We start from the raw sequence: 24,328 nt of genomic DNA, 5'->3' as shown, positions 1-24,328 counted from the left end.
GTAACAGCGGCGTCGCAGGCTGTCGGGCATGACGCTGACGGGCATATCGTCCACGGGCCGCGGGCCCGCGGACACGACGGGCACCGGCCCCGCACCGGCACCTCCGGCGGGGGCGGCGGTGCGGGTGCTGGTGGTCGGCGGCGGGATGGCCGCCGCCCGGCTCGTCCACCAGCTGGCCGCGGCGGCGGACGGCGCGGGCCCCCGCCCGCTCCGGGTGACCGTCCTGGCGGAGGAGCCGCATCCGCCCTACAACCGGGTGCTGCTCGCCGAGGTCCTCGCGGGCCGCTATCCGCCGCAGGTGATCGCGCTGCCCGCGCCGGCCGCCGCGGTGGCCTGGCACGGCGGCGTACAGGTGGTCCGGATCGACCGGGGCGCGCGGCGGGTGCGGTGCGGCGACGGGCGGGAGTTCGGCTACGACGTGCTGGTGCTGTCGACCGGCGCCAATCCCGTACTGCCGCCGCTGCGCGGCCTGTTCGCGCCGGGCGGGTCGGAGCTGCCGGACGGGGTGCACCCGTTCCGCACCCTGGACGACTGCGCGGCGCTGGCCGCAGCGGTCCGGCCCGGGCTGCCGGCGGTGGTGGTCGGCGGGGGGCTGCTCGGGGTGTCGGCGGCCCGGGCGCTGGCCGCGTGCGGGGCGCGGGTCCTCCTCGCCCACCAGGGCACGCACCTGATGGACCGTCACCTCGATGCGGAGGCGGGGGCGCTGCTGCGGGACCACCTCACCGGACTCGACGTGGAAGTGCACACCGAGTGCCGGGCGCGCGGCGTCCGGACCCGGCCGGCGACCGGCCCCGACGGGACGGCCGGACGCCGGGTGCGCGCCGTCGAACTCGCCGACGGGCACCTGCTCGACGCCGGTCTGGCCGTCCTGGCCTGCGGGGTCCGCCCCCGCACCGGGCTCGCCCGGGACGCCGGCCTGGACGTCGGCACCGGCATCCGGGTGGACGACGCGCTGCGCACCAGCGACCCGCGCATCCACGCCGTCGGCGACTGCGCCGAGCACCACGGCACCGTCTACGGCCTGGCCGGCGCCGCCCAGGAACAGGCCGACGCACTGGCCCGGGTGCTGACCGGCCCCCGGCCCACCGCGCCCGCCTACACCGGGACCCGCGCCCTGACCCGGCTCACCCTGTCCGGGCGGGACGTCCTGGACCTCGCCGCGTTCGGCGAGACCGCACCGCGCCCCGGCGACGACGTCGTACGGCTCGCCGACGCCACCCGCGGCACCTACCGCAAGGTCGTCGTCCGCGGCGACCGCCTGGTCGGCGGGGTCCTCGTCGGCGCGCTGGGCACCGTCGGCACGCTCGCCCGCGCCTGGGAGGACGCCGAGGCGCTCCCGTCCGACGACGGCCCCCTGCTCCACCTGCTCACCAACGACGGAGGCTCCTGATGTCCACGACGGCTTCGCGTGACCGGTCACGCCCCACGATCGTGCTCGTCGGCCACGGCATGGTCGGCCAGCGCTTCCTCGAAGCGCTGGCCGAGCGCGGCCTGACCGCCACGCACCGCGTGGTCGTGCTGTGCGAGGAGCCGCGGCCGGCCTACGACCGCGTCCGGCTCACCTCGTACTTCTCGGGGAAGACCCCCGCGGAACTCTCCCTGACCGACGAGCGGTTCCTCGCCGAGCACGGCATCGAGCTGCACCTCGGCGACCCGGCGGAGACCGTCGACCGGGCCGCCCGGACCGTCACCGCCCGCTCCGGGCTGGCCGTCCGCTACGACACCCTGGTCCTGGCCACCGGCTCGTACCCCTTCGTGCCGCCCGTGCCGCACAAGGACGCCGAGGGCTGCTTCGTCTACCGCACCATCGAGGACCTGCTGGCGATCGAGGAGTACGCGGCGCGCCGGGCGAAGACCGGCGCGGTGGTCGGCGGCGGCCTGCTGGGGCTGGAGGCCGCCGGTGCGCTCAAGGGGCTCGGACTGGCCACCCACATCGTGGAGTTCGCGCCGCGCCTGATGCCGGTGCAGGTGGACGACGGCGGCGGCGCGGCCCTGCTGCGCACCATCGAGGAGATGGGGCTGACGGTCCACACCGGGACCGGGACCCAGGAGGTGGTGACCGGCGCGGACGGGGCGGTGACCGGGATGCGCCTGTCGGACGGCTCCGAGCTCGCCACCGACCTGATCGTGTTCAGTGCCGGCGTCCGCCCCCGCGACCAGCTGGCCCGGGACTGCGGGCTGGCGGTCGGCGAGCGCGGCGGCATCACCGTCGACGCGCAGTGCCGCACGGTGACCGACCCGCGGGTGTTCGCCGTCGGCGAGTGCGCGCAGGCCGTCGACGGGCGGGTGTACGGCCTGGTCGCGCCCGGTTACGAGCAGGCGGAGACGGTGGCCGCGACCCTCGCCGAGGACGCCGCCGCCTTCACCGGCGCCGACCTGTCCACCAAGCTGAAGCTGCTGGGCGTGGACGTGGCGTCCTTCGGCGACGCGCACGGCACCGCCGAGGGCTGCCTCGACGTGGTCTACGCCGACTCCCGGGCGGGCCTGTACAAGAAACTGGTCGTCGCCCGGGACGGCACCCTGCTCGGCGGCGTCCTGGTCGGCGACGCGGAGGCGTACGGCACGCTGCGCGCGCTGACTGGTTCGGTGCCGCCGCTGGCGCCGGAGCAGCTGGTGCTCCCGGCGGGCGCGGGCGCCCCGGCCCGGCTCGGCCCGTCCGCGCTGCCGGACGACGCCGTGATCTGCTCCTGCCACAACGTCACCAAGGGCACCATCCGCGGTGCGGTCACCGCGCACGCGTGCACCAGCGTGCCCGAGGTCAAGAAGTGCACCAAGGCCGGTACCGGCTGCGGCAGTTGCGTCAAGGTGCTCGGCCAACTCGTCGACGAGGAGCTGGCGGCGAGCGGGATCGAGGTCGACAAGGGCCTGTGCGGCTGCTTCGCGCAGACCCGCGAGGAGCTGTACGAGATCGTCCTCGCCCTGCGGATCACCTCGTACCGGCAGCTGCTGGACGGGTACGGCCGCGAGGGCGCCCGGGGCACCGACGGCTGCGAGACCTGCAAACCGGCGGTCGGCTCGGTCCTCGCCTCGCTGGCGCCCGCGATCGGCGCCGAAGGCCACGTCCTGGACGGCGAGCAGGCGGCGCTCCAGGACACCAACGACCACTTCCTCGCCAACCTCCAGAAGAACGGCTCGTACTCGGTCGTACCGCGCGTCCCCGGCGGGGAGATCACCCCGGAGAAGCTCATCGTGATCGGCGAGATCGCCCGGGACTTCGGGCTCTACACCAAGCTCACCGGCGGCCAGCGGATCGACATGTTCGGCGCCCGGGTCGAGCAGCTCCCGCTGATCTGGACCCGGTTGGTGGACGCCGGCTTCGAGTCCGGGCACGCCTACGGCAAGTCGCTGCGCACCGTGAAGTCGTGCGTCGGGCAGACCTGGTGCCGCTACGGCGTGCAGGACTCGGTCCGTATGGCGATCGACCTGGAGCTGCGCTACCGGGGGCTGCGGTCCCCGCACAAGCTCAAGTCGGCGGTCTCCGGGTGCGCCCGCGAGTGCGCCGAGGCCCAGTCGAAGGACTTCGGCGTGATCGCCACCGCGGGCGGCTGGAACCTGTACGTCGGCGGCAACGGCGGCGCCACCCCGCGCCACGCGGACCTGCTGGCCCAGGACCTCTCCGACGCCGAACTGATCCGCCTGATCGACCGCTTCCTGATGTTCTACATCCGCACCGCCGACCGCCTGGAGCGCACCAGCGTCTGGCTGGAGCGGATCCCCGGCGGCCTGGACCACGTCCGCGACGTGGTGGTCGAGGACTCCCTCGGCATCTGCGCGGAACTGGAGGCCCTGATGGCGGCCCACGTGGCGCACTACCGCGACGAATGGGCGGAGACCATCAAGGACCCCGGGAAGCTGGCCCGGTTCGTCTCCTTCGTGAACGCCCCGGACACCCCCGACCCGGTCGTCGGCTTCGTCGCCGAACGCGACCAGATCAAGCCCGACCTGCCGCTGCTCTCGCTCGGCCTGCGGCCGGCCGCACGCTCCCCGAAACCCCTGGCAGACGCCCTGGAAGGAAGCACCCAGCGATGACCCTGGCCCTTGAGAGCACCGACCTGAAGGTCCAACTGCGGCTGTCCGACGCCTGGTTCACGGTCTGCGGACTGAACGACCTGACCCCGGGCCGCGGGGTGGCCGCCCTCCTACCCGACGGCCGCCAGGTGGCCGTCTTCCGCGACCGGGCGGGCCGCCTCTACGGCATCGACAACCGCGATCCGTTCAGCGGCGCCGCGGTCCTCTCCCGCGGCCTGACCGGCACCCACCAGGGCCGGCCGTTCGTGGCGTCGCCGCTCCTCAAGCAGCGGTTCGACCTGGAGACCGGGGACTGCCTGGACGACCCGGCGGTGTCCGTCCCCGCATACCGGGTGCGGACCCGGGCGGCGTGAGGCACGGGCGTAGGCTGACCCTCCCCTACCGAGGAGTACGGCGTGACCCGGTGGAACACCAGCCACATCCCCGATCAGACCGGCCGCGCGGTGGTCGTCACCGGCGCCAACAGCGGTCTCGGCTACGTCACCGCCCGTGAGCTGGCGCGGCGCGGCGCCCGCGTGGTGCTGGCCTGCCGCAGCACGGAGCGGGGCGCGGCGGCACTGGCCCGGCTGCGGTCCGAAGTCCCCGTCGCGGAGGCGGAGTTCCGGCCGCTGGACCTGGCCGACCTGGCGTCCGTGCGGCGCTTCGCCGAGGACCTGGACGACTTCTGCGGCGACCGGCTCGACCTGCTCATCAACAACGCCGGCGTGATGGCGCTGCCGCAGCGCACCACCGCGGACGGCTTCGAGATGCAGTTCGGCACCAACCACCTGGGGCACTTCGCACTCACCGGGCGGCTGCTGCCCAAGCTCCTGGCGACCCCCGGGGCGCGGGTCGTGACGGTCTCCAGCATGCTGCACGCACTGGCCGACGTGGACCTCGACGACCTGAACAGCGAGCGGTCCTACCACCGCTGGACCGCCTACGGCCGGTCCAAGAGCGCCAACCTGCTCTTCACCCGCGCGCTGGCCCGGCGGCTGGCGGCGGCCGGCTCGCAGGTCGTCGCGGCCGCCGCGCACCCCGGCTACGCGCACACCAACCTCCAGACCGCGGGGGTGCGGATGGAGGGCCGCCGGGCCGCCGAGCGGGTCGTGGAGCTCGGCAACCGCCTGATCGCCCAGTCCGCGGACGGTGGCGCGCTGGGCACGCTGTGCGCGGCCACCGCCCCGCACATGCGGCCGGACGCCTTCATCGGCCCGCGCAACGGGCTGCGCGGCGCCCCGGCCCGCTCGTTCCGCGCCCCGTGGACCCAGCGGGACGACACCGCCGACCGGCTGTGGACGGCCTCGGAGGAACTCACCGGGGTGCGCTGCGACGTCACCGTCCCAGCGGTCTGAGCTGCGGCCCGACGGGCGCGCGAACCGTGTGCGGGGCGGGCCCGCGGGCCTTCGGGGCGCGCGGGCGGCGGGATGGCGTCAAGATCGCGTGAAGATCGCGGGGCCACCCGCCAAGGGCGCGCCAAGGCCGCTCGCGGGCCGCCGCCGGGCCCCGCACGCTGGGCTGGTCCCACCCAGTGCCGCACGGAGGTACGACGCACATGTCGACGGTGTCGCAGCCCGCAAACCGGCCCGAGCAGCCGCCCCCGGCGACCGCCCCCGGCCACCGCACCGCCGCCACCCCGGCACCCGGCCCCGACCCGGCCGGCGACCGGCACCGGCTGACCGCCCTCCAGGGCCTGGCCGCGCTCTCCCTCGACGCGATGGCCTCCGTCGCCTACGGGCCGGAGTCGATCGTGCTGGTGCTGGCCGCGGCCGGCGCCCACGGCCTCGGCTTCACCCTCCCGGTCACCCTCGCCATCGCCGCGCTGCTCGCCGTCCTGGTGGCGTCCTACCGCCAGGTCATCGCCGCCTTCCCCAACGGCGGCGGCTCCTACGCGGTCGCCAAGACCCACCTGGGACGCCGCTCGGCCCTGGTGGCCGCCGCCTCCCTGGTCCTGGACTACGTCCTCAACGTCGCCGTGTCGGTGACCGCCGGGGTCGCCGCGCTGACCTCCGCCTTCCCCGGCCTCTACGGCGACCGGCTGTGGATCTGCCTGGCGGTGCTGGTCCTGGTGACCGCGGTCAACCTCCGCGGGATCGCCGACTCGGCGCGGGCGTTCCTGCTGCCCACCGCGGTCTTCGTCGCCTCGATTCTGGCCATGATCGTGGTCGGGCTCTTCCGGGACGCGCCGGCGTCCACCGCCACCGCCGCGGGGCACGCCTCCGTCCTCACCCACAACGCCACCTCCGTCGGCGCGCTGCTGCTCCTGAAGGCGTTCGCGTCCGGCTGCTCGGCGCTGACCGGTGTGGAGGCGGTCGCCAACGCCGTACCGTCCTTCCGCGCCCCCGCCGCCCGGCGCGCCCAGCGCACCGAGGTCGCGCTGGGCGCCCTGCTCGGCGCCATGCTGATCGGCCTGTCGCTGCTCATCGGCCGCTTCCACCTCCAGCCGGTCGAGGGCGTCACCGTCCTCGCCCAACTGGCGGACGCCTCCCTCGGCCACAACTGGGCCTTCTACGTCGTCCAGTTCGCCACCATGGTGCTGCTCGCACTGGCCGCCAACACCTCCTTCGGCGGGCTGCCGGTGCTGATGGGGCTGCTGGCCCGCGACAACTACCTGCCGCACGTCTTCGGGCTGAAGGCCGACCGCCAGGTCCACCGCCACGGCGTGCTCGCGCTGGCCGCGGCCGCCGCCGCGCTGCTGGTCTTCTCCGGCGGCGACGTCAACACCCTGGTGCCGCTCTTCGCCATCGGCGTCTTCGTCGGCTTCACGCTCTGCCAGGCCGGGATGGTCCGCCACTGGTACCGGGAGCGGTCCGCCCGCTGGTTCGGCAAGGCCCTGCTCAACGGCTTCGGCGCGCTGCTCACCGCCGCCGCGGCGGTGGTCGTCACCGCCACCAAGTTCACCGAGGGCGCCTGGCTGATCGCGATCGCGCTGCCGCTGATGGTCCTCACCTTCGAGGCGGTCCACCGGGCCTACGGGCGGATCGGCGACCGCCTCGGCCTGGGCCGGGTGCCCGAACCGCCGCGCCGCACCCGCTCCCTCGTCGTCGTCCCCGTCTCCCACCTCTCCCGGCTGACCGGCGAGGCGCTGGGCGCGGCGGTGTCCCTGGGCGACGAGGTCATCGCGGTCACCGTCACCTACGACACCCCCGAGGACCGGTCGGCCACCGAGGCGCTGCGCCGCGACTGGGAACTGTGGAACCCCGGCGTGGACCTGCTGGAGCTGCCCTCCACCACCCGCTCCCTGGGCCGCCCGATCGCCGACTACGTCGCGGACCTGACGGCCCGTCGCCCCGACGCCCGCGTCACCGTACTGATCCCCGAGGCCGAGCCCGCGCACCTGTGGCAGCGGGTGCTGCAGAACCAGCGCGGAGCGGTGCTGGCGCATGCGGTGCGGCGCGATACGGGGGCGGTGATCTGCCGCCTGCGGTTCCGCCTTCGCGGGTGACCCCGCACGTTGTCGGCCGTCCCGCCTTCGCGGGTCACCCCGCACGTTGCCGGCCGTCCCGCCGTGGGGGTTTCCGTTCCGCCTTCGGCGGAGGGGGTTGGTTATGGGGTGGGGCCCCGGTGAGTGGTGGGTGACGGCTTCGGGGGGCCGGGGGTGGGTGTTCGGACTGCTTCGCTTTACGTCCGAACACCCACCCCCGGCCCCCCGAACCCTTCCGCGTGTGGAGGGGCCCCGCCCCGGTGGGGGGGGCAGGTGCAGACACGGCAACCCGGCCCCCTCCCGCCTCCACGCGATCAGGTTCTCCGCGTCGCCAGCTCGCACCACACCGTCTTACCGACCTGCCGTACCTGCACGCCCCAACGGTCCGAGACCGCCCCGACCAGCTGTAAACCGCGGCCGCCGGCGGCACCGGGCGCGGGTTCGCCCGCGCACGGCAGCCGCTCACCTCGCGCATGGCACTGTGCGTGCTGTACGGCGTGGACGACCCCTCGGTCGTGGGCGGGCTACTGGAACTGGCACGCGTCGACCGCGAACGACGCAAAGCCAAGGGCGGGTGGAACGACGCTCCCTTCGCCCCGCCGATGAAGGAGTACGCCGCCCTGGAGAGCGCAGCCAGGTCCATCAAGACCTGGCAAGTCGCCTTCATTCCCGGGCTGTTGCAGACCGTCGACTACATCCGCGCGCTGAACTCGGATGATCTCTTCATCAATGCGAGGTTGACTCGCCAACGACGCCTCACGGACGACCCGCAGATCCAACTCCAGGCAGTCATCTACGAGGCCGTACTGCGGAATCTCGTCGGCGGCGTGGACGTGATGCGCAAGCAGCTCGATCATCTCGCGGTCGTGGGCCAACGCCGGAACGTCAGCGTGCGGGTGCTCCCGTTCAGCGCGGGAGCCCAACTGGGCATGGGCTGCGGCTTCAGCATCCTCTCGTTCGCAGACCCCGGCGCGATGGACGTGGTCTACGTGCAGGTACCTCGTCAACCGCTGTGGCGGGAAGGCGGCGAGGGAGCCGCAGAGCATGATGAACTGTTCGAAGGAATCGCACAGCACGCCCTCAGCGAAAGCGATTCACGAACGTTCATCGGCAGCCTCAGCGAAGGGCTATGAACCATGCCCGAGTTCACCTATCAGAAGTCCAGCTACAGCGACCACGAGGACGAGTGCGTCGAGGTCGCCACCAACATCCCCCACACCATCGCCATACGCGACTCCAAAGACCCCCTCGGCCCCATACTCCGCCTCGGCCCGGCGTCCTGGGCCGCCTTCAACGACGCCGTCGCCGCAGGCAGGTTCGAACGCGGCTGACCGGTTCGTGAAGATGCAATGCGCGCGACACGCAGGTGCGGCAAGCTACCTGCCATGACGGTGATCGACAGACGACGGCTGCTCGCCGCCGGAGGCGGCATCGCGCTCGCGGGAGCGCTGGCGGCGTGCGGGTCCAACACCGGCCGCGGAGGCGGTGGTTCGGGCCCGGCGCTGGCGCAGTGGTACCACCAGTACGGCGAACCGGGCACCCAGCAGGCGGTGAAACGGTACGCCGCCGCGTACAAGAAGGCGGACGTCAGCGTCCAGTGGCGGCCCGGCGACTACGACCGGCAGACCGCGGCGGCGCTGCTCACCGACTCCGGGCCGGACGTCTTCGAGGTCAACGGGCCGCTGCTGGAGCAGATCCAGGGCGGCCAGGTGGCCGACCTGACCGACCTGGTCGCGCCCGTCAAGGACGACTTCAACCAGGCGGTGCTCGCACCGAAGATCTGGCAGGACAAGATCTGGGGCATCCCGCAGGCCACCGACACACAGCTGCTGTACTACCGCAGGAGCCTGCTCAAGGACGCCGGGGTGCAGCCGCCGCAGAGCGTCGACGAACTGGTCGACGCCGCGAAGAAACTCACCACCGGCAAGGTGAAGGGGCTGTTCCTCGGCAACGACGGCGGGGCCGGCGTGCTCGGCGGGACACCGCTGTTCGCGGCCGGGCTGAGCCTGATCACCGAGGACGGCCGGGCCGGGTTCGACGATCCGGCCGCGGCCCGGGTGCTGGCGAAGGTGCGGCAGTTGTACGCCGACGGGTCGCTGCTGCTGGGCGCGCCCACGGACTGGTCCGACCCGGCTGCCTTCATCCAGGGGCTGACCGCCATGCAGTGGTCGGGACTGTGGGCACTGCCGCAGATCAAGAAGGCGCTGGGGGACGATTTCGGGGTGCTGCCGTTCCCGAAGGACGGCGCGGGTGGGAAACCGACCGTGCCGGTGGGTGCCTATGCGTCCGCGGTGAGTGCCCGCAGCAAGCACCAGGCGGCGGCGAAGGAATTCGCCAAGTGGCTGTGGATCGACCGGACGGACTTCCAGCAGGATTTCGCGCTGTCGTACGGATTCCACATTCCGGCCCGCATTTCGCTGGCGAAGAAGGCCCGGCAACTCCGGCAGGGGGCCGCGGCGGACGCGGTGCGGTTCGCCACCGAACACGGTTATGCCGAACCGTTGCTGTGGAACAGCGCGGACCGCAATGCCTACCAGGACGCGCTGAGCCGGATCATCAAGAGCGGGGCGAACCCGGAGACCGAGCTGAAGTCCGTCCTGCGGACGGTCAACGCCGAGTTGCAGCGGACGAAGAAGAAGTGAGCGCGCGCACGGCCCGGCTGCTCGGCCCGCAGCGGCGCACCCTGTGGTTCTGGGTGTTCGTCGGGCCGTTCGCGATCGGGCTGGCCCTGTTCACCTACGTGCCGCTGCTGTGGAGCGTCTACCTCAGCTTCTTCAACGCGCACAACACGGTGAACCCGACGGAATTCGTCGGACTGGGCAATTACACCGCGATGCTCCGGGACGACGCTTTCCTCGGCAGTCTGGGCACCTTTCTGCTCTTCACCGCGTTCATCGTGCCGGCCACGTTCGCGCTGTCGCTGTCCCTGGCGCTGATGGTGAACCGGCTGCGTTTCGCGCAGGCGTTCTTCCGGTCGGTGTTCTTCCTGCCGACCGCGTGCTCCTACGTCGTGGCGTCGCTGATCTGGAAGTTGTCGCTCTTCAACGGGGTGCGTTTCGGGCTGGCGAACACCGTGCTCGGCTGGTTCGGGCTGGACCAGACGGCGTGGCTGTCGACGACCAGCCCGCCGTGGTACTGGCTGGTCATCGTGACCGTGCGGCTGTGGCTCCAGGCCGGCTTCTACATGATCCTCTTCCTCGCCGGACTCCAGCGGATCTCCCCGCAGTTGTACGAGGCGGCGGCGGTGGACGGGGCCCGGCCGGGCTGGCAGGTCTTCCGGCACATCACCTTCCCGCAGCTGCGGGCCACTTCGGTGGCGGTGGTGCTGCTCCTGGTGATCAACGCCTTCCAGGCGTTCGACGAGTTCTACAACCTGCTGAGCGACGCCCGCGGCTATCCGCCGTACGCCCGGCCCCCGCTGGTGTACCTCTACTACACCGCGCTCGGGCGGGACCAGAACCTGGGGCTGGGCAGTGCGGGCGCGGTGATCCTGGCCCTGATCATCGCGGTGGCGACGGTGGTCCAGGCCCGCTGGTTCGGGCTCGGCCGCAAGGAGGACTGAGCGGAATGCACGATGCCCTGACCCGGGCCGGCCGGGCGCTGCGGGTGGTGTTGCTGGTCGCGCTGGCGCTGGTCTTCCTCGTCCCGTTCTACCTGCTGGTCCGCAACGGGCTGGCGAGCGAGGCCGACATCACGGCGCCCACGTGGACGTTCTTCCCGCGCGAGCTGCACTGGTCGAACCTGACGGAGGTGTTCGCCGACCCGGACCTGCCACTGGCCCGGTCGCTGCTCAACTCGACGGTGATCGCGGTGTCGACGACCGTGGGCACGGTGGTGCTGGCCTCGATGGCCGGCTACGGCCTGGCGCGCATCCCCTACCGCCACGCGTCGGTGGTCTTCTACGCGATCCTGGGCACGCTGATGGTCCCGGCGGCCGTGACCTTCGTCCCCAGCTTCGTCCTGGTGTCGACGCTCGGCTGGATCTCGACGCTGCGCGGCCTGGTCATCCCGACGCTGTTCAGCGCCTTCGCGTGCTTCGTCTTCCGGCAGTACTTCCTCGGATTCCCCAAGGAGTTGGAGGACGCGGCGCGGGTGGACGGCCTGGGGTACTGGCGGACGTACTGGCGGATCGTGGTGCCCAACGCACGGCCGGTGTTCGCGGCGGTCGGCACCATCGTCTTCATCGGGGCGTGGAACTCCTTCCTGTGGCCGCTGGTGATCGGCCAGGACCAGTCGGCCTGGACGGTGCAGGTCGCGCTGTCCACGTTCACCACCGCGCAGAACCTCAACCTGCACGAACTGTTCGTCGCGGCGGGCGCGTCGATCGTCCCGCTGGTGGTGGTCTTCCTCCTGCTCCAGCGGTACATCGTGGCGGGCGTGGAGCGGACCGGCATCGACGACTGAGCGCGGCCGCGGTCCGCGGACCATGGGCGGCGGACCGCGGATGCGGTACGGTGCGTGCCATGTGCACGTACCTGGATCACCGTGAGGCGGCGCCGCGCGACCGCGGCCCTCACGGTGCGTGCGCACCCCGCGGCCTGAGCTTCCTGCGCCGCCGCGGCCGGGTGGGCTCTCCCCCGGCCGGCTGTCCCGGCACCCGCTGAGGACCCCGCACCCCGGCCCGGCCGCCGGCGCCCGCCGTTCCCCCTCCCCTCCCCCGCTTCCACCACCTCTCGCCTGCTCGACTCCGCTGCAAGGAGGACCAGTTGACGACCTTCACCGACACGCCCGCACCCGCCCCCGTACCGCCGCTGCGCCCCCACCGCATCCCCGCCGACGGCCTCTACGAAGGCCCCCGGATCCTGCGCCGCACCCCGGAAGACCGGCCGGACCGGCCGTACGAGCGGTTAGAGGTCGTCCCGCTGGCCGCCACCATCGGGGCGGAGATCCGGGGGCTGGATCTGTCGCGTCCGCTGTCCGCGGCGCTGCGCGCGGAGCTGAACCGGGCCCTGCTGGAGTGGAAGGTGCTGTTCTTCCGCGGGCAGCACCTGACCTCCGCCGCGCAACGCCAATTCGCAGCCAATTGGGGGGAGTTGGAGACCAACCCACTGCTCGCCCGGGGCGACTCGAAGGAGGTGGTGCGGTTTGACAAGACGGCCGCCGGTGCGCAGACGTTCGAGAACGTATGGCACACGGACGTAACCTTCCGCGAACGGCCCGCGATGGGGGCGGTGTTGCAGCTGCGCGAGGTGCCGGAGTCGGGCGGGGACACGCTGTGGGCCGATATGGCTGCGGCGTATGACAATTTGCCACTGGAAATCCGGGAGCGGATCGATGGGGCGCGGGCGGTGCACGACTATCTCCCGGGCTTCTCCCGATTCTTCTCCGCGGCCCAACTCGCGCCGTTCCAGGGGGAGTTCCCCGCGGTGGAGCATCCGGTGGTGCGTCGGCACCCGGAGACCGGGCGGCGGATGCTGTTCGTCAACGCGTCGTTCACCACCCGGATCGTGGGGCTGCCGGAGGCGGAGAGCGACCGGCTGCTGCGCCTGCTGTTCCAGCAGGCGCACGTGCCGGAGTTCCAGGTGCGGTTCCAGTGGCGGGCCGGGGACGTCGCGTTCTGGGACAACCGCGCCACCCAGCACTACGCGGTGTGCGACTACGGGACGCGGCGGCGGGTCGCGGAGCGGGTGGCGATCGCCGGGGACCGGCCGTACTAGCGGCCGCTCGGCCCGGGCGGCCGGCGGCTCACCGCTCGAAGGCCGCCGTCCCGTCGAGGTGGGCGCCGCGCAACAGGGCGGCGCCCAGCGGCGTCAGGGTGTGCAGCACGGCGTTGCCCTGGCGCAGGGTGGACAGCAGGCCGGCGTCCCGCAGGACGGTGGCGTGCTGGCTGGCGGAGGCCAGCGAGACGTCGACGCGGCGGGCGAGTTCGCTGGTGGTGCAGCCCATGCCGATGCCGTGCAGGATCGCCGAGCGGGTCTGGCCGACCAGGCGGCCCAGCGAGCGGTCGGCCGGGACCGGCGGGGCGAGGCGCGGTACCGGGTGCTCGACCGGGTAGACCAGGACCGGCGTCAGGTCCGGGTTGTGGAAGGTGACCGGGGTGCGGCGGCAGAAGTACGAGGGCAGCAGGAGCAGTCCGCGGCCGCCGAGGTGGAGGTCCCGGTCCACCGGGTAGTCGGCCTCCAGGACGGGCGGGCGCCAGCGCATCATCGGCGGCAGCGACGACAGCAGCCGGTCCGCGCCGCCGTCCAGCAGGGCCCGGCCGCGGGCCGCCCGGTCGGCCTCTATCCGGCACCGGACGCGGTGCCAGTAGGGGGCGACGGCCGCGTCGTGGTAGCGCTGGAGTATCCCGGCGAGGCGGCCCAGCGAGCGGGTCTCGCCGTCCGCCATGGCGCGTATCCAGGCGGGGAGCGGACGGCCCGCGGCGGGCGTCAGCCGGGAGAGTTCGGCGTGCAGCCGGCCGGCCGGGGTCTCCCGCAGCGCGGCGAGCGCCTCGCCCATGCCGAGCAGACCCTCGGCGGGCGTCAGGAAATCGGGGAAATAGCCGCGCGTGGGCACCAGCGGCGCCAGCAGACGCGTTTCGCCATTCAACCTTCCGCGGGTTTCCGATCGCCAACCACCGAACGTGGATTCGTCACGCCGGTCACGAAGTCGGTGAAAGCTTAAGACCGTCTCCCACAGCGCATCCGGGCGCGCGGCAATCCGCACGCGGGCCAGATCGAGTCCACTGAAATGGACGCGTAACACCGAACCCCCACTCTTTGGTTATCTCCGTCGGCCCCCGGCACGCCTGAGTATGCACGCAACCACACGCGGTCACCATGCCCTTTTGGCCAGAGTTGAAAAGGGTCGCGCCGGGCCCGCCCGGACGGAATGCTGGAGGCAATTCAACGTCGGTGCGCACGGCCCGGATTGCTCGATCCCGTGGGGGGTGATGGGCAAACAACCGGCCGAGCACAGCCCCGTTGAAGGCCGCCTCCCACGCCGACTGGGAGGGCGGCAGCTCCCGAGGGGGGAGTCCGGAGAAAAGCAAGGGCGGCACCCGTGCGCACGGGTGCCGCCCTTGCCGTGCCGGGGCGGACACGAGGTGTCCCGCACGGCGCACCGCCGCCCGGTCGCCCTCCGTGGCACCCCCGAGATCGGCCGACAACCGACTGTCGCCCATCCGGTTGAACAGTTCCGCCACGGACGGTTTCCGTTCGGACGATTCAATGGCGGACGATTCGACGGTAAAAGATTCGGCAATGGACGATTCCGGTACCGGCAATTCCGCCGCGGACGATTCCGGCGCGGCCACCTCCATCACCGACGGATCCCGCGGCAACGGCCGCGCAGGGGATCTCCGCACCCCGGTTCCCGGGCACAATCCGGACGTTCCGGTGCACCGTCGCCGGAATCCACCCGGCGGCCGCCCGCGAGCGCGGCGACCGCCTCCGCGAGACCACCGAGGGGCACCACATGACCCGACCCGTAGCCCTCACCGTCGCCCGCCTGGACGGCCCGGCCGCCGAGCAGGCCGAAGCCGACTTCACCCTCGTGCACGCCGACGCGTTCGCCGAGCCGCCCTACCGCGAGACCGCCGACGACGTCGCCGCCGCCTTCCGGCGCTTCCGCTCCCGGACCCGGAGACCCGCCTTCCGGGCCGCCCTGGCCCGCACCGCGGACGGCACCCCGGTCGGCATGGCGTACGGCTGCCCCCTGGCACCGCAGACCGGCTGGTGGGACACGCTCACCCGGCCCGTGTCCGACGCCATGCGCCGCGAGGACGGCCACCGCACCTTCGGGCTGATGGAGCTGGCCGTACGGCTGCCGTGGCGCGGACACGGCATCGCACGCCGCCTGCACGAAGCACTCCTCGACGGCATCGACGCCGAACGCGTCCTGCTCGACGTCCATCCGGCGAGCGAGGCGGCACAGGCCGCCTACCGCTCATGGGGCTACCGCAAGGTCGGCGAGGCCCGCCCGTGGGGCGGCGCCGATCTCCACGACGTGCTGGTCCTCGGCCTCGGACGCACGGACGGGTAGGGCGGCGCGGTTCCGTTCGGGAGCCCCCGCCGCCCCCGGACGAGAACGAGGGCGGCACCTCCGCACAGGTGCCGCCCTCGTAGGGGTGCCGGAGTGGGCGGCGGGCGTTGAGGGTGTGCCCGCCGCCGGTTCCGGAGGTGTGGGGGCATGTGCCCCCGGGGGTCAGCGGCTGTCGCTGCCCTGGGATTCGGCCGCCGCCCGGCCCGCTTCCAGTCGTGCGACCGGGATGCGGAACGGGGAGCAGGAGACGTAGTCCAGGCCGACCTCGTGGAAGAAGTGGACCGACTCCGGGTCGCCGCCGTGCTCGCCGCAGACGCCGAGCTTGAGGTCGGGCCGGGTGGCCCGGCCGGCCGCCGCGGCGCTGCGGACCAGGGAGCCCACGCCGTCCTTGTCGATGGTCTCGAACGGGCTGACGCCGAAGATGCCCTTCTCCAGGTACGCGGTGAAGAAGCTGGCCTCCACGTCGTCGCGGGAGAAGCCCCAGACCGTCTGGGTGAGGTCGTTGGTGCCGAAGGAGAAGAAGTCGGCGGACTCCGCGATCTGACCGGCCGTGAGGGCGGCGCGGGGCAGCTCGATCATCGTGCCGAGGGTGAGCTTGAGGTTGACGCCGCGGGCCTGCTCGACCTCGGCGATGACCTGCTCGGCCTCCTCGCGGACGATCTCCAGCTCCTGGACGGTGCCGACCAGCGGGATCATGATCTCCGCCCGGGGGTCGCCCTTGGCGTTCTTGCGCTCGGCGGCGGCCTCGGCGATGGCCCGCACCTGCATGGCGAACAGGCCGGGGATGACCAGGCCGAGGCGGACGCCGCGCAGACCCAGCATCGGGTTCTGCTCGTGCAGCTTGTGCACGGCCTGGAGGAGCCGGAGGTCGTTCTCGTGCTTCTCGTGGCGGGCCTCGGCGAGCGCGACGCGCACCGACAGGTCGGTGATGTCGGGCAGGAACTCGTGCAGCGGCGGGTCCAGCAGGCGGACGGTGACCGGCAGGCCGTCCATCGCCTCGAACAGCTCGGTGAAGTCGGCCTTCTGGAGCGGCAGCAGCTCGGCGAGGGCGGCGTCCTTGTCGGCGTCGGTGTCGGCCAGGATCAGCCGCTCGACCATCTCCCGGCGCTCACCGAGGAACATGTGCTCGGTGCGGCACAGGCCGATGCCCTGGGCGCCGAACCGGCGGGCGCGGGCGGCGTCCTCGGCGTTGTCGGCGTTGGCGCGGACCCGCAGGCGGCGGACCCGGTCGGCGTAGGCCATGATCCGGTGGACGGCCTGGACGAGCTCGTCGGCGTCGTCGGCGCCGGCGTGCATCCGGCCCTCGAAGTACTCGACGACCGGGGACGGCACGACCGGGACCTCACCGGCGTAGACCTTGCCGGTGGAGCCGTCGATGGAGACGACGTCCCCCTCCTCGATGACGGTCCCGTCCTTGGTGGTCAGCTTGCGGGTCTTGGTGTCGACCTCCAGCTCCTCGGCGCCGCAGACACAGGTCTTGCCCATGCCGCGGGCGACGACGGCGGCGTGCGAGGTCTTGCCGCCGCGGGAGGTGAGGATGCCCTCGGCGGCGATCATGCCGTTGAGGTCGTCGGGGTTGGTCTCGCGGCGGATCAGGATGACCTTCTCGCCGGAGCGCGACCACTTGACGGCCGTGTAGGAGTCGAAGACGGCCTTGCCGACCGCCGCGCCCGGGGAGGCGGCGATGCCGCGGCCGATCAGCTCGGACTTCGCGTCCAGGTCGAAGCGGGGGAACATCAGCTGCGCGAGCTGGCCGCCGGTGACCCGCTGGAGCGCCTCGGCCTCGTCGATCAGACCCTGGTCGACGAGCTGGGTGGCGATGCGGAAGGCGGCGCCGGCGGTGCGCTTGCCGACCCGGGTCTGGAGCATCCACAGCTTGCCGCGCTCGATGGTGAACTCGATGTCGCACAGGTCCTTGTAGTGCGTTTCGAGCGTCTCCATGATCTGCATCAGCTCGTCGTACGACGTCTTGTCGATCGACTCCAGGTCCGCGAGCGGGACCGTGTTGCGGATGCCGGCGACGACGTCCTCGCCCTGGGCGTTCTGCAGGTAGTCGCCGTAGACGCCCTGGTGACCGCTGGCCGGGTCGCGGGTGAAGGCGACGCCGGTGCCGGAGTCGGGGCCGAGGTTGCCGAAGACCATGGAGCAGACGTTGACCGCGGTGCCGAGGTCGCCGGGGATGCGCTCCTGGCGGCGGTAGAGCTTGGCACGGTCGGTGTTCCAGGAGTCGAAGACCGCGCGGACCGCGAGGTCCATCTGCTCGCGCGGGTCCTGCGGGAAGTCCCGGCCGGTCTCCTTGCCGACGATCTGCTTGAAGCGGTCGACCAGCGCCCGGAGGTCGGCGGCGTCCAGGTCGACGTCGACGGTGACGCCCTTGGCGTGCTTGGCGTCCTCCAGGGCCTCCTCGAAGAGCTCGCCGTCGACGCCCAGCACGGTCTTGCCGAACATCTGGATCAGGCGGCGGTAGGAGTCCCACGCGAACCGCTCGTCGCCGGCCTGCGTGGCGAGGCCGGAAACCGACGCATCGGAGAGGCCGATGTTGAGGACGGTGTCCATCATGCCGGGCATGGAGAACTTCGCCCCGGAACGCACCGAAACCAGCAGGGGGTCGTCGGCCTGGCCGAGCTTCTTGCCCATCTTCTGCTCAAGGGCGGCGAGGTGCTCGGAGACCTCGGCACGGAGTGCCGCGGGCTCGTTGCCGCTCTCCAGGTAGACCTTGCAGGCTTCGGTGGTGATCGTGAAGCCGGGCGGGACGGGAAGCCCCAGGTTGGTCATCTCCGCAAGGTTGGCGCCCTTGCCACCGAGGAGGTCTTTGAGGTCCTTGTTGCCCTCGGTGAAGTCGTAGACGAACTTCACGGAAGAAGACTGGCTTACGTGGGGATCTTGTGTTTCCGGCACGGGTCTGACTCCTCGCCGACGGGCTGCCCTGACGGCGAGGAACATACCCAGATCGAAGGCGTATGGGTACGTCCACTTGGTCGACATACGTGCGTAACCCGACGTCCGCCAGCAGATCGAATGTGATCATGCATTTCGACCATCGTTTACTACCTGAATGCATCATCGCGCTCCGCAGTCACTTGGGCGCCGGATACTACACATCGCAATGTTTCACTTGATGGGTTGAACGGATGGCGAGTGGCACCGGGTGCCACCTTTGCGAGAGGTGGAGTCCACCCCCAAGTGCTCATCTGAGCGCAACCCCTATCAGGGGTGGCGAGAATCACGCGCTCATGTGTGACGCGGGTCCATCATTTGGACCCCCTACCGCGATGTGATCAAGGAACGCGCCGACCGGAACGCGGGCCCGTTCCCGTACAGCGGGCAGCTCGGCGCGCAATCCGGCCACCCGCCCTTCCTGGTCGGCACCGGCCCGCACCGGGAGTTCCGGATCGCCCCCGGTGAACGGGGCCCGCAGGACCTGCGGCATTCGGCTCCGGGCGGCGTTCCGGGAGCGTCGCGCAGGGCGGCGGGAGGTGCCTGCCGGGCGTCGGCCGGCAGGCACACCGGCCGCGGCGCACCGGGCGCCCGTATCAGGCCATAGTTCGCCGACCGCGGGAACACCGCCCCGGTGTCCGGAGTCGTATACCGAGCGACCCGGCGACCGGTGGTGCATCGGGCCGGTCACTTCGGCAGGGATACGGGCGGGCGCGGGGAGCGGGTGCCCATCGCCGTCACCGGCGCCGCAGCAGCGGCAGCACCGCCAGCGCGGCGAGCAGGCTGCCGACCGCCACCGGGAGCGCGGTCGCGTACAGGGCGTGCGCCGAGGCCGCCGCCCGCCCGCCGGGCTCCGCGGTCCGGGCCAGGAAGACGCTGCCGTAGCCGGCCACGCCGATCACCTGGGCGAGCTGCGGGACGGCGCCCGACACCAAGATGTGGATCTACACCCCGGCGGACCCGGACGGGGCGCGGGTGATCGGTGAACTGCTGGCGCGCTACCGGGAGGTCGGGGCGGCCGGGCTGCTGGCGGACGCGGCGCACCCGCCGCGGCCGGGGGCCTGACCTCCGGGAGCCTGACCGGCACGGGGCCGATCTCCGGGAGTTCGACCGCCGCGCACCGGCCCGGCCCGCTCGCCAAGATCCGGCCGTCAGCCGCCGGAGGTGTCCAGCTCGGCGTCCTCGCCGACGCCGGCGCAGTCGTACGGGTCGCGCAGCCAGCCGTCCGGGAGCACCACGCGGTTGTTGCCGGAGGTCCGGCCGCGCGGGCCGTCGGCGCCGACCGGCCAGGGCTGGTCCAGGTCGAGCTCGTCCAGCCCCGCTGCCAGCTCGGCCAGCGACGAGCTGATCGCCAGCCGCTTGCGCATCTCGGAGCCGACCGCGAAGCCCTTGAGGTACCAGGCGACGTGCTTGCGGAAGTCGATCACGCCGCGGGCCTCGTCGCCCAGCCACTCCCCGAGCAGGGTGGCGTGCCGCACCATGACGGCCGCGACCTCGCGCAGGCCGGGTGCCTTGGGGGCGCCGGTGCCCTCGAAGGCGGCGACCAGGTCGCCGAAGAGCCAGGGGCGGCCGAGGCAGCCGCGGCCGACCACGACGCCGTCGCAGCCGGTCTCCCGCATCATCCGCAGCGCGTCGTCCGCCGACCAGATGTCGCCGTTGCCGAGCACCGGGATCTCCGGGACGTGCTCCTTCAGGCGGGCGATGGCGTCCCAGTCGGCGGTGCCGCCGTAGTGCTGGGCGGTGGTGCGGCCGTGCAGGGCGATGGCGGTGACGCCCTCCTCGACGGCGATCCGGCCGGCGTCGAGGTAGGTGAGGTGGTCGTCGTCGATGCCCTTGCGCATCTTCATCGTCACCGGCAGCTCACCGGCGCCGGTGACCGCCTCGCGGAGGATGGCGCGCAGCAGGTGCCGCTTGTACGGAAGGGCGGAGCCGCCGCCCTTGCGGGTGACCTTGGGGACCGGGCAGCCGAAGTTGAGGTCGATGTGATCGGCCAGGTCCTCTTCGACGATCATGCGGACGGCCTTGCCGACCGTGACCGGGTCGACGCCGTACAGCTGGATCGACCGCGGACGCTCGCTGGCGTCGAAGTGGATCAGCTGCATGGTCTTCTCGTTGCGCTCGACCAGCGCCCGAGTGGTGATCATCTCGCTGACGAAGAGGCCCTTGCCGCCGCTGAACTCCCGGCACAGCGTCCGGAACGGGGCGTTGGTGATGCCGGCCATGGGGGCCAGGACCACGGGGGGCTGCACCGTGTGCGGACCGATCTGCAGCGAACTCATGGACCCCATTGTCCCGCACTCGGCCCGGAGCCCCGCCGCGGGCCGTCCGGACCGGATCGTTGTAGCGTTCAACCATGCCTGACCTCAGCCGTCGGCGGCGTCTGCTCGTCCTGGCGATCTGCTGCATGAGCCTGCTGATCGTCAGTCTCGACAACACCGTCCTCAACGTCGCCCTGCCGTCGATGCAGCACGAACTGGGTGCCTCGATCTCCGGGATGCAGTGGACGATCGACGCCTACACGCTGGTGCTGGCCTCGCTCCTGATGCTCGCCGGCTCGACCGCGGACCGCCTGGGCCGCCGCCGGGTCTTCATGGCCGGCCTGGTGGTCTTCTCGCTCGGCTCCCTGCTGTGCAGCCTGGCGCCCGGCCTGGGGTGGCTGGTGGTGTTCCGGATGGTGCAGGCAATCGGCGGCTCGATGCTCAACCCGGTCGCCATGTCGATCATCACCAACACCTTCACCGACCCCCGGGAGCGGGCCCGCGCCATCGGGGTGTGGGGCGGGGTGGTCGGCATCAGCATGGCCGCCGGGCCGGTGGTCGGCGGGCTGCTGGTGCAGAGCGTCGGCTGGCGCTCGATCTTCTGGATCAACGTGCCGATCGGCGCCCTGGCGCTCTTCCTCACCTCCCGCTACGTGCCCGAGTCCCGCGCCCCCCGGCCGCGCCGGGTCGATCCGGTCGGCCAGCTGCTGGTGGTCACGCTGCTCGGCTCACTGACGTACGCGATCATCGAGGCCCCGGACGCCGGCTGGACCTCGGTGGAGATCCTGGCGTTCGTGATGGTGGCGCTGATCTCCCTGCTCACCCTGATCGGCTACGAGCGGCGCCGCTGGGAACCGCTGATCGACCTGCGGTTCTTCCACAGCGCCCCGTTCGCCGGCGCGACGGTGATAGCGGTCTGCGCGTTCGCCGCGCTCGGCGGCTTCCTGTTCGTCAACACCCTCTACCTCCAGAACATCCGCGGCCTGTCCGCCCTGGACGCCGGCCTGTACATGCTGCCGATGGCCGGGATGACGCTGGTCTTCGCGCCGCTGTCCGGCCGGCTGGTCGGCAGCCGCGGGCCACGGCTTCCGCTCCTGCTGGCCGGCTGCGCGACGGCGGCCAGCGGCGTCCTCTTCGCGGCCTTCAACACCGAGTCGGCCCCCGCCCTGCTCTTCACCGGATACGTCCTCTTCGGCATCGGATTCGGCCTGGTCAACGCGCCGATCACCAATACCGCGGTGTCCGGTATGCCGCGCACCCAGGCGGGCGTCGCGGCGGCCGTGGCCTCCACCAGCCGGCAGGTCGGGCAGTCGCTGGGCGTCGCGGTGATCGGCGCCGTACTGGCGGGCGGTGCGCACGTCGGCGCCACCCGCCCCGAGTTCCTGGCCGCCGCCCACCCGGCCTGGTGGATCATCACCGGCTGCGGCGGCGCCATCCTCCTCCTAGGCGCCCTGACCACCGGCCGCTGGGCCGCGGCCACCGCCCAGCGCACCGCCGCCCTCTTCGAGGACGAGACGGCGCACGGCCACAGCAGGGCGAGCGCCGGCTCGTGACGACGGCCCGGACCGGGCCCCGCGGGACGCCCTACACGGCCGCCGCCACGGCCCCCGCGGGCACCGCCGTCCGCGCCAGCTCCGCCAGCTCCACCAGGCGCTCCCGGGACACCTCGTCCACCGGCGTGTACGTGAGCACCTTCGGACCGGTGTTGGGTCCCAGCCACAGATTGGTGCCGGTCAGCTGGAGGAGGCCGACGACCGGGTGGCGGAAGACCTTGACCGCGCCGGCCGTCCGCTCGACCTCGTGCTGCGCCCATATCTCGCGGAACTCCGGTGACGCCTCCGCCAGCCGGGCCACCAGCGCCTTCCACGCCGGCTCCGCGATGTGCTCGGCCATCGAGGCGCGGAACTTGGCGGTCATCGTGCGGGCCGTGGCCTCCCAGTCGACCAGGAGCTCCCGCCACCCGGGGTGGGTGAACACCAGCCACATGCAGTTGCGGTCCTCAAGGGGCAGGGTGTCCAGGTCGCACATCAACTTCCCGTAGGCGGCGTTGTGGGCGACGATGTCGAACCGGCTGTTCTGGACGACGGCCGGATACGGCGCGAGCCCGTCGACGATCTCCCGCAGCGCCCGGGGGACACCGGTGCACTCCTTGCCCGGCAGCGGATCGACCGCCCCGGCCAGGGCGAAGAGGTGGCTGCGCTCGGCGCGGTCCAGCAGCAGGGCGCGGGCGACGGCGTCCAGCACCTGCGGGGAGACGTGGATGTCCCGGCCCTGTTCGAGCCAGGTGTACCAGGTGACGCCGACGGCGCCGAGATGCGCGACCTCCTCGCGGCGCAGCCCCGGTGTGCGGCGGCGGGTGCCGCGCGGCAGCCCGACCTGCTCGGGGGTGATCCGCTCGCGCCGACTGCGCAGGAAGGCGGCGAGCTCCGCCCGCCGGACCGCGTCGTCGGCACGGTGCCCGGCGCCGCCCGCCGGCCCCGTCGTGCTCCTGGTGCGCGTCGCCCCGGCACCCGGCTGGGCCGCCCTGGCGGCCTTGGTCACATCCACCGTCATGGGCCCAGCCTGCCCCAGCGCACAGCCAGTTGCCAGGTAGCGCCGGTACCAGGATAAAGACACTCTGGTACCCGGCTGAGCCGGACAGGATGCTCATCTCCGTGAGCCAAACCCCGACAGCATCCGCCGTCCCCGCCGCCCCGTCCACCACACCGTCCGCCGCCGCCCCGAGCCGCCCGGCGACCGCCCCGCTGCTGACGCCGCTGGGCCTGCTGACCGTCCTGCTCGGCGCGGCCCTCCCGATGATCGACTTCTTCATCGTCAACGTCGCCCTGCCGACCATCGACCACGATCTGCACGCCGGCCCCGCGATGCTGGAGATGGTCGTGGCCGGCTACGGGGTCGCCTACGCCACGCTGCTGGTGCTCGGCGGCCGGCTCGGCGACATGGCCGGCCGGCGCCGGCTGTTCCTGTGGGGACTGGCCGCCTTCGGCCTGACCTCGCTCGCCTGCGGACTGGCCCCGGACGCCTGGACCCTGGTGGCCGCCCGGGTCGCCCAGGGTGCGGCGGCCGCACTGCTGCTGCCCCAGGTGCTGGCCACCATCCAGGCCGCCACCACCGGCAAGCGGCGCGCCAGGGCCGTCAGCCTCTACGGCGGCACGGCCGGGGTCTCCAGCGCCGTCGGACAGGTGCTCGGCGGGCTGCTGGTCTCGGTGGACCTGGCGGGCAGCGGCTGGCGCGCGGTGTTCCTGGTGAACGTCCCGATCGCCGCCGCGGCCTGGCTGCTCGCGGCCCGTACGGTGCCGGAGAGCCGCTCCCCGCACCCGAGCCGCGTGGACGGCGCCGGCACCGCCCTGCTCGCCACCGCACTGATCACCCTGCTGCTGCCGCTCACCGAGGGCCGGGCCGCCGGCTGGCCCCTGTGGTCCTGGCTGCTGCTGGCCGTCTTCCCTTTCGCCGCCGCGGCGTTCGTGGCCGTGGAGCGCCGCGCCGAGCGCACCGGCCGGACCCCGCTGGTGCCGCCCTCGCTCTTCCGCATCCCCTCCGTCCGCAGCGGCCTGACCATGCTGGTGCCGTTCTCGCTGGGCTTCGGCGGCTTCATGTTCGTGGTGGCGGTCGCCCTCCAGAGCGGACTGCACTACGGACCGCTGGCCGCGGGCCTCTCCCTGCTCCCGCTCTGCGTCGCCTTCTTCCTCGCCTCGCTGGCCGGGCCCCGGCTGGTGCAGCGCTTCGGACGCCGGGTGGT

The 24,328-nt window shown here is 72.5% G+C and carries 20 protein-coding genes; 15 read left to right on the top strand and 5 right to left on the bottom strand.

The annotated features are described in order from the left end of the window. Positions 1-28 precede the first annotated feature (28 nt). From CG747_RS09870 to CG747_RS09820, 11 genes are all read left to right on the top strand, one after another. Positions 29-1,390, top strand: a complete 1,362-nt coding sequence (locus CG747_RS09870) for an NAD(P)/FAD-dependent oxidoreductase (protein ID WP_180985465.1) — start codon at positions 29-31, stop codon at positions 1,388-1,390. Continuing rightward, positions 1,390-4,029, top strand: coding sequence for a nitrite reductase large subunit NirB (gene nirB, locus CG747_RS09865; protein WP_100601298.1), 2,640 nt, complete (start codon positions 1,390-1,392; stop codon positions 4,027-4,029). The genes CG747_RS09870 and nirB overlap by 1 nt, the downstream gene beginning before the upstream one ends. Further along, positions 4,026-4,382, top strand: a complete 357-nt coding sequence (nirD, locus tag CG747_RS09860; protein WP_100601297.1) for a nitrite reductase small subunit NirD — start codon at positions 4,026-4,028, stop codon at positions 4,380-4,382. Before nirB ends, nirD begins: the two co-directional genes overlap by 4 nt. A 42-nt stretch (positions 4,383-4,424) precedes the next feature. Beyond that, positions 4,425-5,363, top strand: a complete 939-nt coding sequence (locus CG747_RS09855) for an oxidoreductase (RefSeq protein WP_100601296.1) — start codon at positions 4,425-4,427, stop codon at positions 5,361-5,363. Between the two features lie 200 nt (positions 5,364-5,563). Further along, positions 5,564-7,453: an APC family permease gene (locus CG747_RS09850; protein ID WP_100601295.1), complete on the top strand. Its 1,890-nt coding sequence runs from the start codon at positions 5,564-5,566 to the stop codon at positions 7,451-7,453. Between the two features lie 452 nt (positions 7,454-7,905). Next, the gene (locus CG747_RS09845; RefSeq protein ID WP_100601294.1) at positions 7,906-8,565 is read left to right on the top strand and encodes a DUF5753 domain-containing protein; all 660 of its coding nucleotides are present in this window, start codon (positions 7,906-7,908) and stop codon (positions 8,563-8,565) included. 3 nt (positions 8,566-8,568) lie between these two features. Beyond that, entirely contained in the window at positions 8,569-8,763 is a 195-nt protein-coding gene (locus CG747_RS09840; protein ID WP_100601293.1) for a DUF397 domain-containing protein, read from the top strand. Between the two features lie 54 nt (positions 8,764-8,817). Continuing rightward, positions 8,818-10,074 carry an ABC transporter substrate-binding protein gene (locus CG747_RS09835; protein ID WP_100601292.1) on the top strand — a complete coding sequence of 419 codons (1,257 nt, stop codon included), beginning with the start codon at positions 8,818-8,820 and terminating at the stop codon, positions 10,072-10,074. Continuing rightward, on the top strand, positions 10,071-10,994 hold the full coding sequence (locus CG747_RS09830) for a carbohydrate ABC transporter permease (RefSeq protein ID WP_100601291.1): 924 nt from the start codon (positions 10,071-10,073) through the stop codon (positions 10,992-10,994). Before CG747_RS09835 ends, CG747_RS09830 begins: the two co-directional genes overlap by 4 nt. Before the next feature lie 5 nt (positions 10,995-10,999). Then, complete coding sequence (locus CG747_RS09825; protein ID WP_100601290.1) at positions 11,000-11,836, top strand: carbohydrate ABC transporter permease; 837 nt, start codon at positions 11,000-11,002, stop codon at positions 11,834-11,836. A gap of 302 nt (positions 11,837-12,138) precedes the next feature. Continuing rightward, positions 12,139-13,089, top strand: coding sequence for a TauD/TfdA family dioxygenase (locus tag CG747_RS09820; protein WP_100601289.1), 951 nt, complete (start codon positions 12,139-12,141; stop codon positions 13,087-13,089). Between the two features lie 28 nt (positions 13,090-13,117). Here the strand turns inward: CG747_RS09820 and CG747_RS09815 are convergent, their stop codons facing one another. Continuing rightward, positions 13,118-13,960 carry a helix-turn-helix transcriptional regulator gene (locus CG747_RS09815; protein WP_100601288.1) on the bottom strand — a complete coding sequence of 281 codons (843 nt, stop codon included), beginning with the start codon at positions 13,958-13,960 and terminating at the stop codon, positions 13,118-13,120. 867 nt (positions 13,961-14,827) lie between these two features. Here CG747_RS09815 and CG747_RS09810 point away from each other — a divergent pair. Continuing rightward, the gene (locus CG747_RS09810) at positions 14,828-15,394 is read left to right on the top strand and encodes a GNAT family N-acetyltransferase (RefSeq protein WP_100601287.1); all 567 of its coding nucleotides are present in this window, start codon (positions 14,828-14,830) and stop codon (positions 15,392-15,394) included. A gap of 162 nt (positions 15,395-15,556) precedes the next feature. On the opposite strand, the gene ppdK is transcribed toward CG747_RS09810, so the two are convergent. Both ppdK and CG747_RS09795 read right to left on the bottom strand, forming a co-directional pair. After that, a complete protein-coding gene (gene ppdK, locus CG747_RS09805; protein ID WP_100601286.1) occupies positions 15,557-18,250 on the bottom strand; it encodes a pyruvate, phosphate dikinase in 2,694 nt (897 codons plus the stop codon). An 818-nt stretch (positions 18,251-19,068) separates the two neighbouring features. Next, positions 19,069-19,263 (bottom strand): hypothetical protein, encoded by a 195-nt coding sequence (locus tag CG747_RS09795; protein WP_257980309.1) that lies wholly within the window; start codon positions 19,261-19,263, stop codon positions 19,069-19,071. A 4-nt stretch (positions 19,264-19,267) separates the two neighbouring features. On the opposite strand from CG747_RS09795, the gene CG747_RS09790 reads away from it, so the two are divergent. Further along, a complete protein-coding gene (locus tag CG747_RS09790; protein ID WP_257980308.1) occupies positions 19,268-19,396 on the top strand; it encodes a hypothetical protein in 129 nt (42 codons plus the stop codon). 86 nt (positions 19,397-19,482) lie between these two features. Here the strand turns inward: CG747_RS09790 and dusB are convergent, their stop codons facing one another. Next, entirely contained in the window at positions 19,483-20,610 is a 1,128-nt protein-coding gene (dusB, locus tag CG747_RS09785) for a tRNA dihydrouridine synthase DusB (RefSeq protein ID WP_374701755.1), read from the bottom strand. A gap of 74 nt (positions 20,611-20,684) precedes the next feature. Here dusB and CG747_RS09780 point away from each other — a divergent pair, with 74 nt between their 5' ends. Beyond that, positions 20,685-22,142, top strand: coding sequence for an MFS transporter (locus CG747_RS09780; protein WP_100601283.1), 1,458 nt, complete (start codon positions 20,685-20,687; stop codon positions 22,140-22,142). Positions 22,143-22,173: 31 nt separating this feature from the next. On the opposite strand, the gene CG747_RS09775 is transcribed toward CG747_RS09780, so the two are convergent. Further along, a complete protein-coding gene (locus CG747_RS09775) occupies positions 22,174-23,142 on the bottom strand; it encodes a helix-turn-helix transcriptional regulator (protein ID WP_100601282.1) in 969 nt (322 codons plus the stop codon). 89 nt (positions 23,143-23,231) lie between these two features. Between CG747_RS09775 and CG747_RS09770 the strand changes: the two genes are divergently transcribed. After that, positions 23,232-24,328, top strand: a 1,097-nt coding sequence (locus CG747_RS09770) for an MFS transporter (protein WP_100601281.1), incomplete at its 3' end; no start/stop codon positions are given.

The sequence above is a fragment of the Streptomyces sp. CB02959 genome, assembly GCF_002803155.1.
GTDB lineage: Bacteria > Actinomycetota > Actinomycetes > Streptomycetales > Streptomycetaceae > Streptomyces.
This window is presented reverse-complemented; position numbering and strand designations above follow the sequence as displayed.

Excerpts from the sequence above, each read along its gene's own strand:
- CG747_RS09870 (WP_180985465.1), top strand. The coding sequence starts at position 29 with ATGACGCTGACGGGCATATCGTCCACGGGCCGCGGGCCCGCGGACACG.
- CG747_RS09810 (WP_100601287.1), top strand. The coding sequence starts at position 14,828 with ATGACCCGACCCGTAGCCCTCACCGTCGCCCGCCTGGACGGCCCGGCC.
- CG747_RS09825 (WP_100601290.1), top strand. The coding sequence starts at position 11,000 with ATGCACGATGCCCTGACCCGGGCCGGCCGGGCGCTGCGGGTGGTGTTG.
- CG747_RS09850 (WP_100601295.1), top strand. The coding sequence starts at position 5,564 with ATGTCGACGGTGTCGCAGCCCGCAAACCGGCCCGAGCAGCCGCCCCCG.
- CG747_RS09780 (WP_100601283.1), top strand. The coding sequence starts at position 20,685 with ATGCCTGACCTCAGCCGTCGGCGGCGTCTGCTCGTCCTGGCGATCTGC.
- CG747_RS09790 (WP_257980308.1), top strand. The coding sequence starts at position 19,268 with ATGTGGATCTACACCCCGGCGGACCCGGACGGGGCGCGGGTGATCGGT.
- CG747_RS09775 (WP_100601282.1), bottom strand. The coding sequence starts at position 23,142 with ATGACGGTGGATGTGACCAAGGCCGCCAGGGCGGCCCAGCCGGGTGCC.
- CG747_RS09845 (WP_100601294.1), top strand. The coding sequence starts at position 7,906 with ATGGCACTGTGCGTGCTGTACGGCGTGGACGACCCCTCGGTCGTGGGC.
- dusB (WP_374701755.1), bottom strand. The coding sequence starts at position 20,610 with ATGAGTTCGCTGCAGATCGGTCCGCACACGGTGCAGCCCCCCGTGGTC.
- CG747_RS09835 (WP_100601292.1), top strand. The coding sequence starts at position 8,818 with ATGACGGTGATCGACAGACGACGGCTGCTCGCCGCCGGAGGCGGCATC.
- CG747_RS09840 (WP_100601293.1), top strand. The coding sequence starts at position 8,569 with ATGCCCGAGTTCACCTATCAGAAGTCCAGCTACAGCGACCACGAGGAC.
- nirD (WP_100601297.1), top strand. The coding sequence starts at position 4,026 with ATGACCCTGGCCCTTGAGAGCACCGACCTGAAGGTCCAACTGCGGCTG.
- nirB (WP_100601298.1), top strand. The coding sequence starts at position 1,390 with ATGTCCACGACGGCTTCGCGTGACCGGTCACGCCCCACGATCGTGCTC.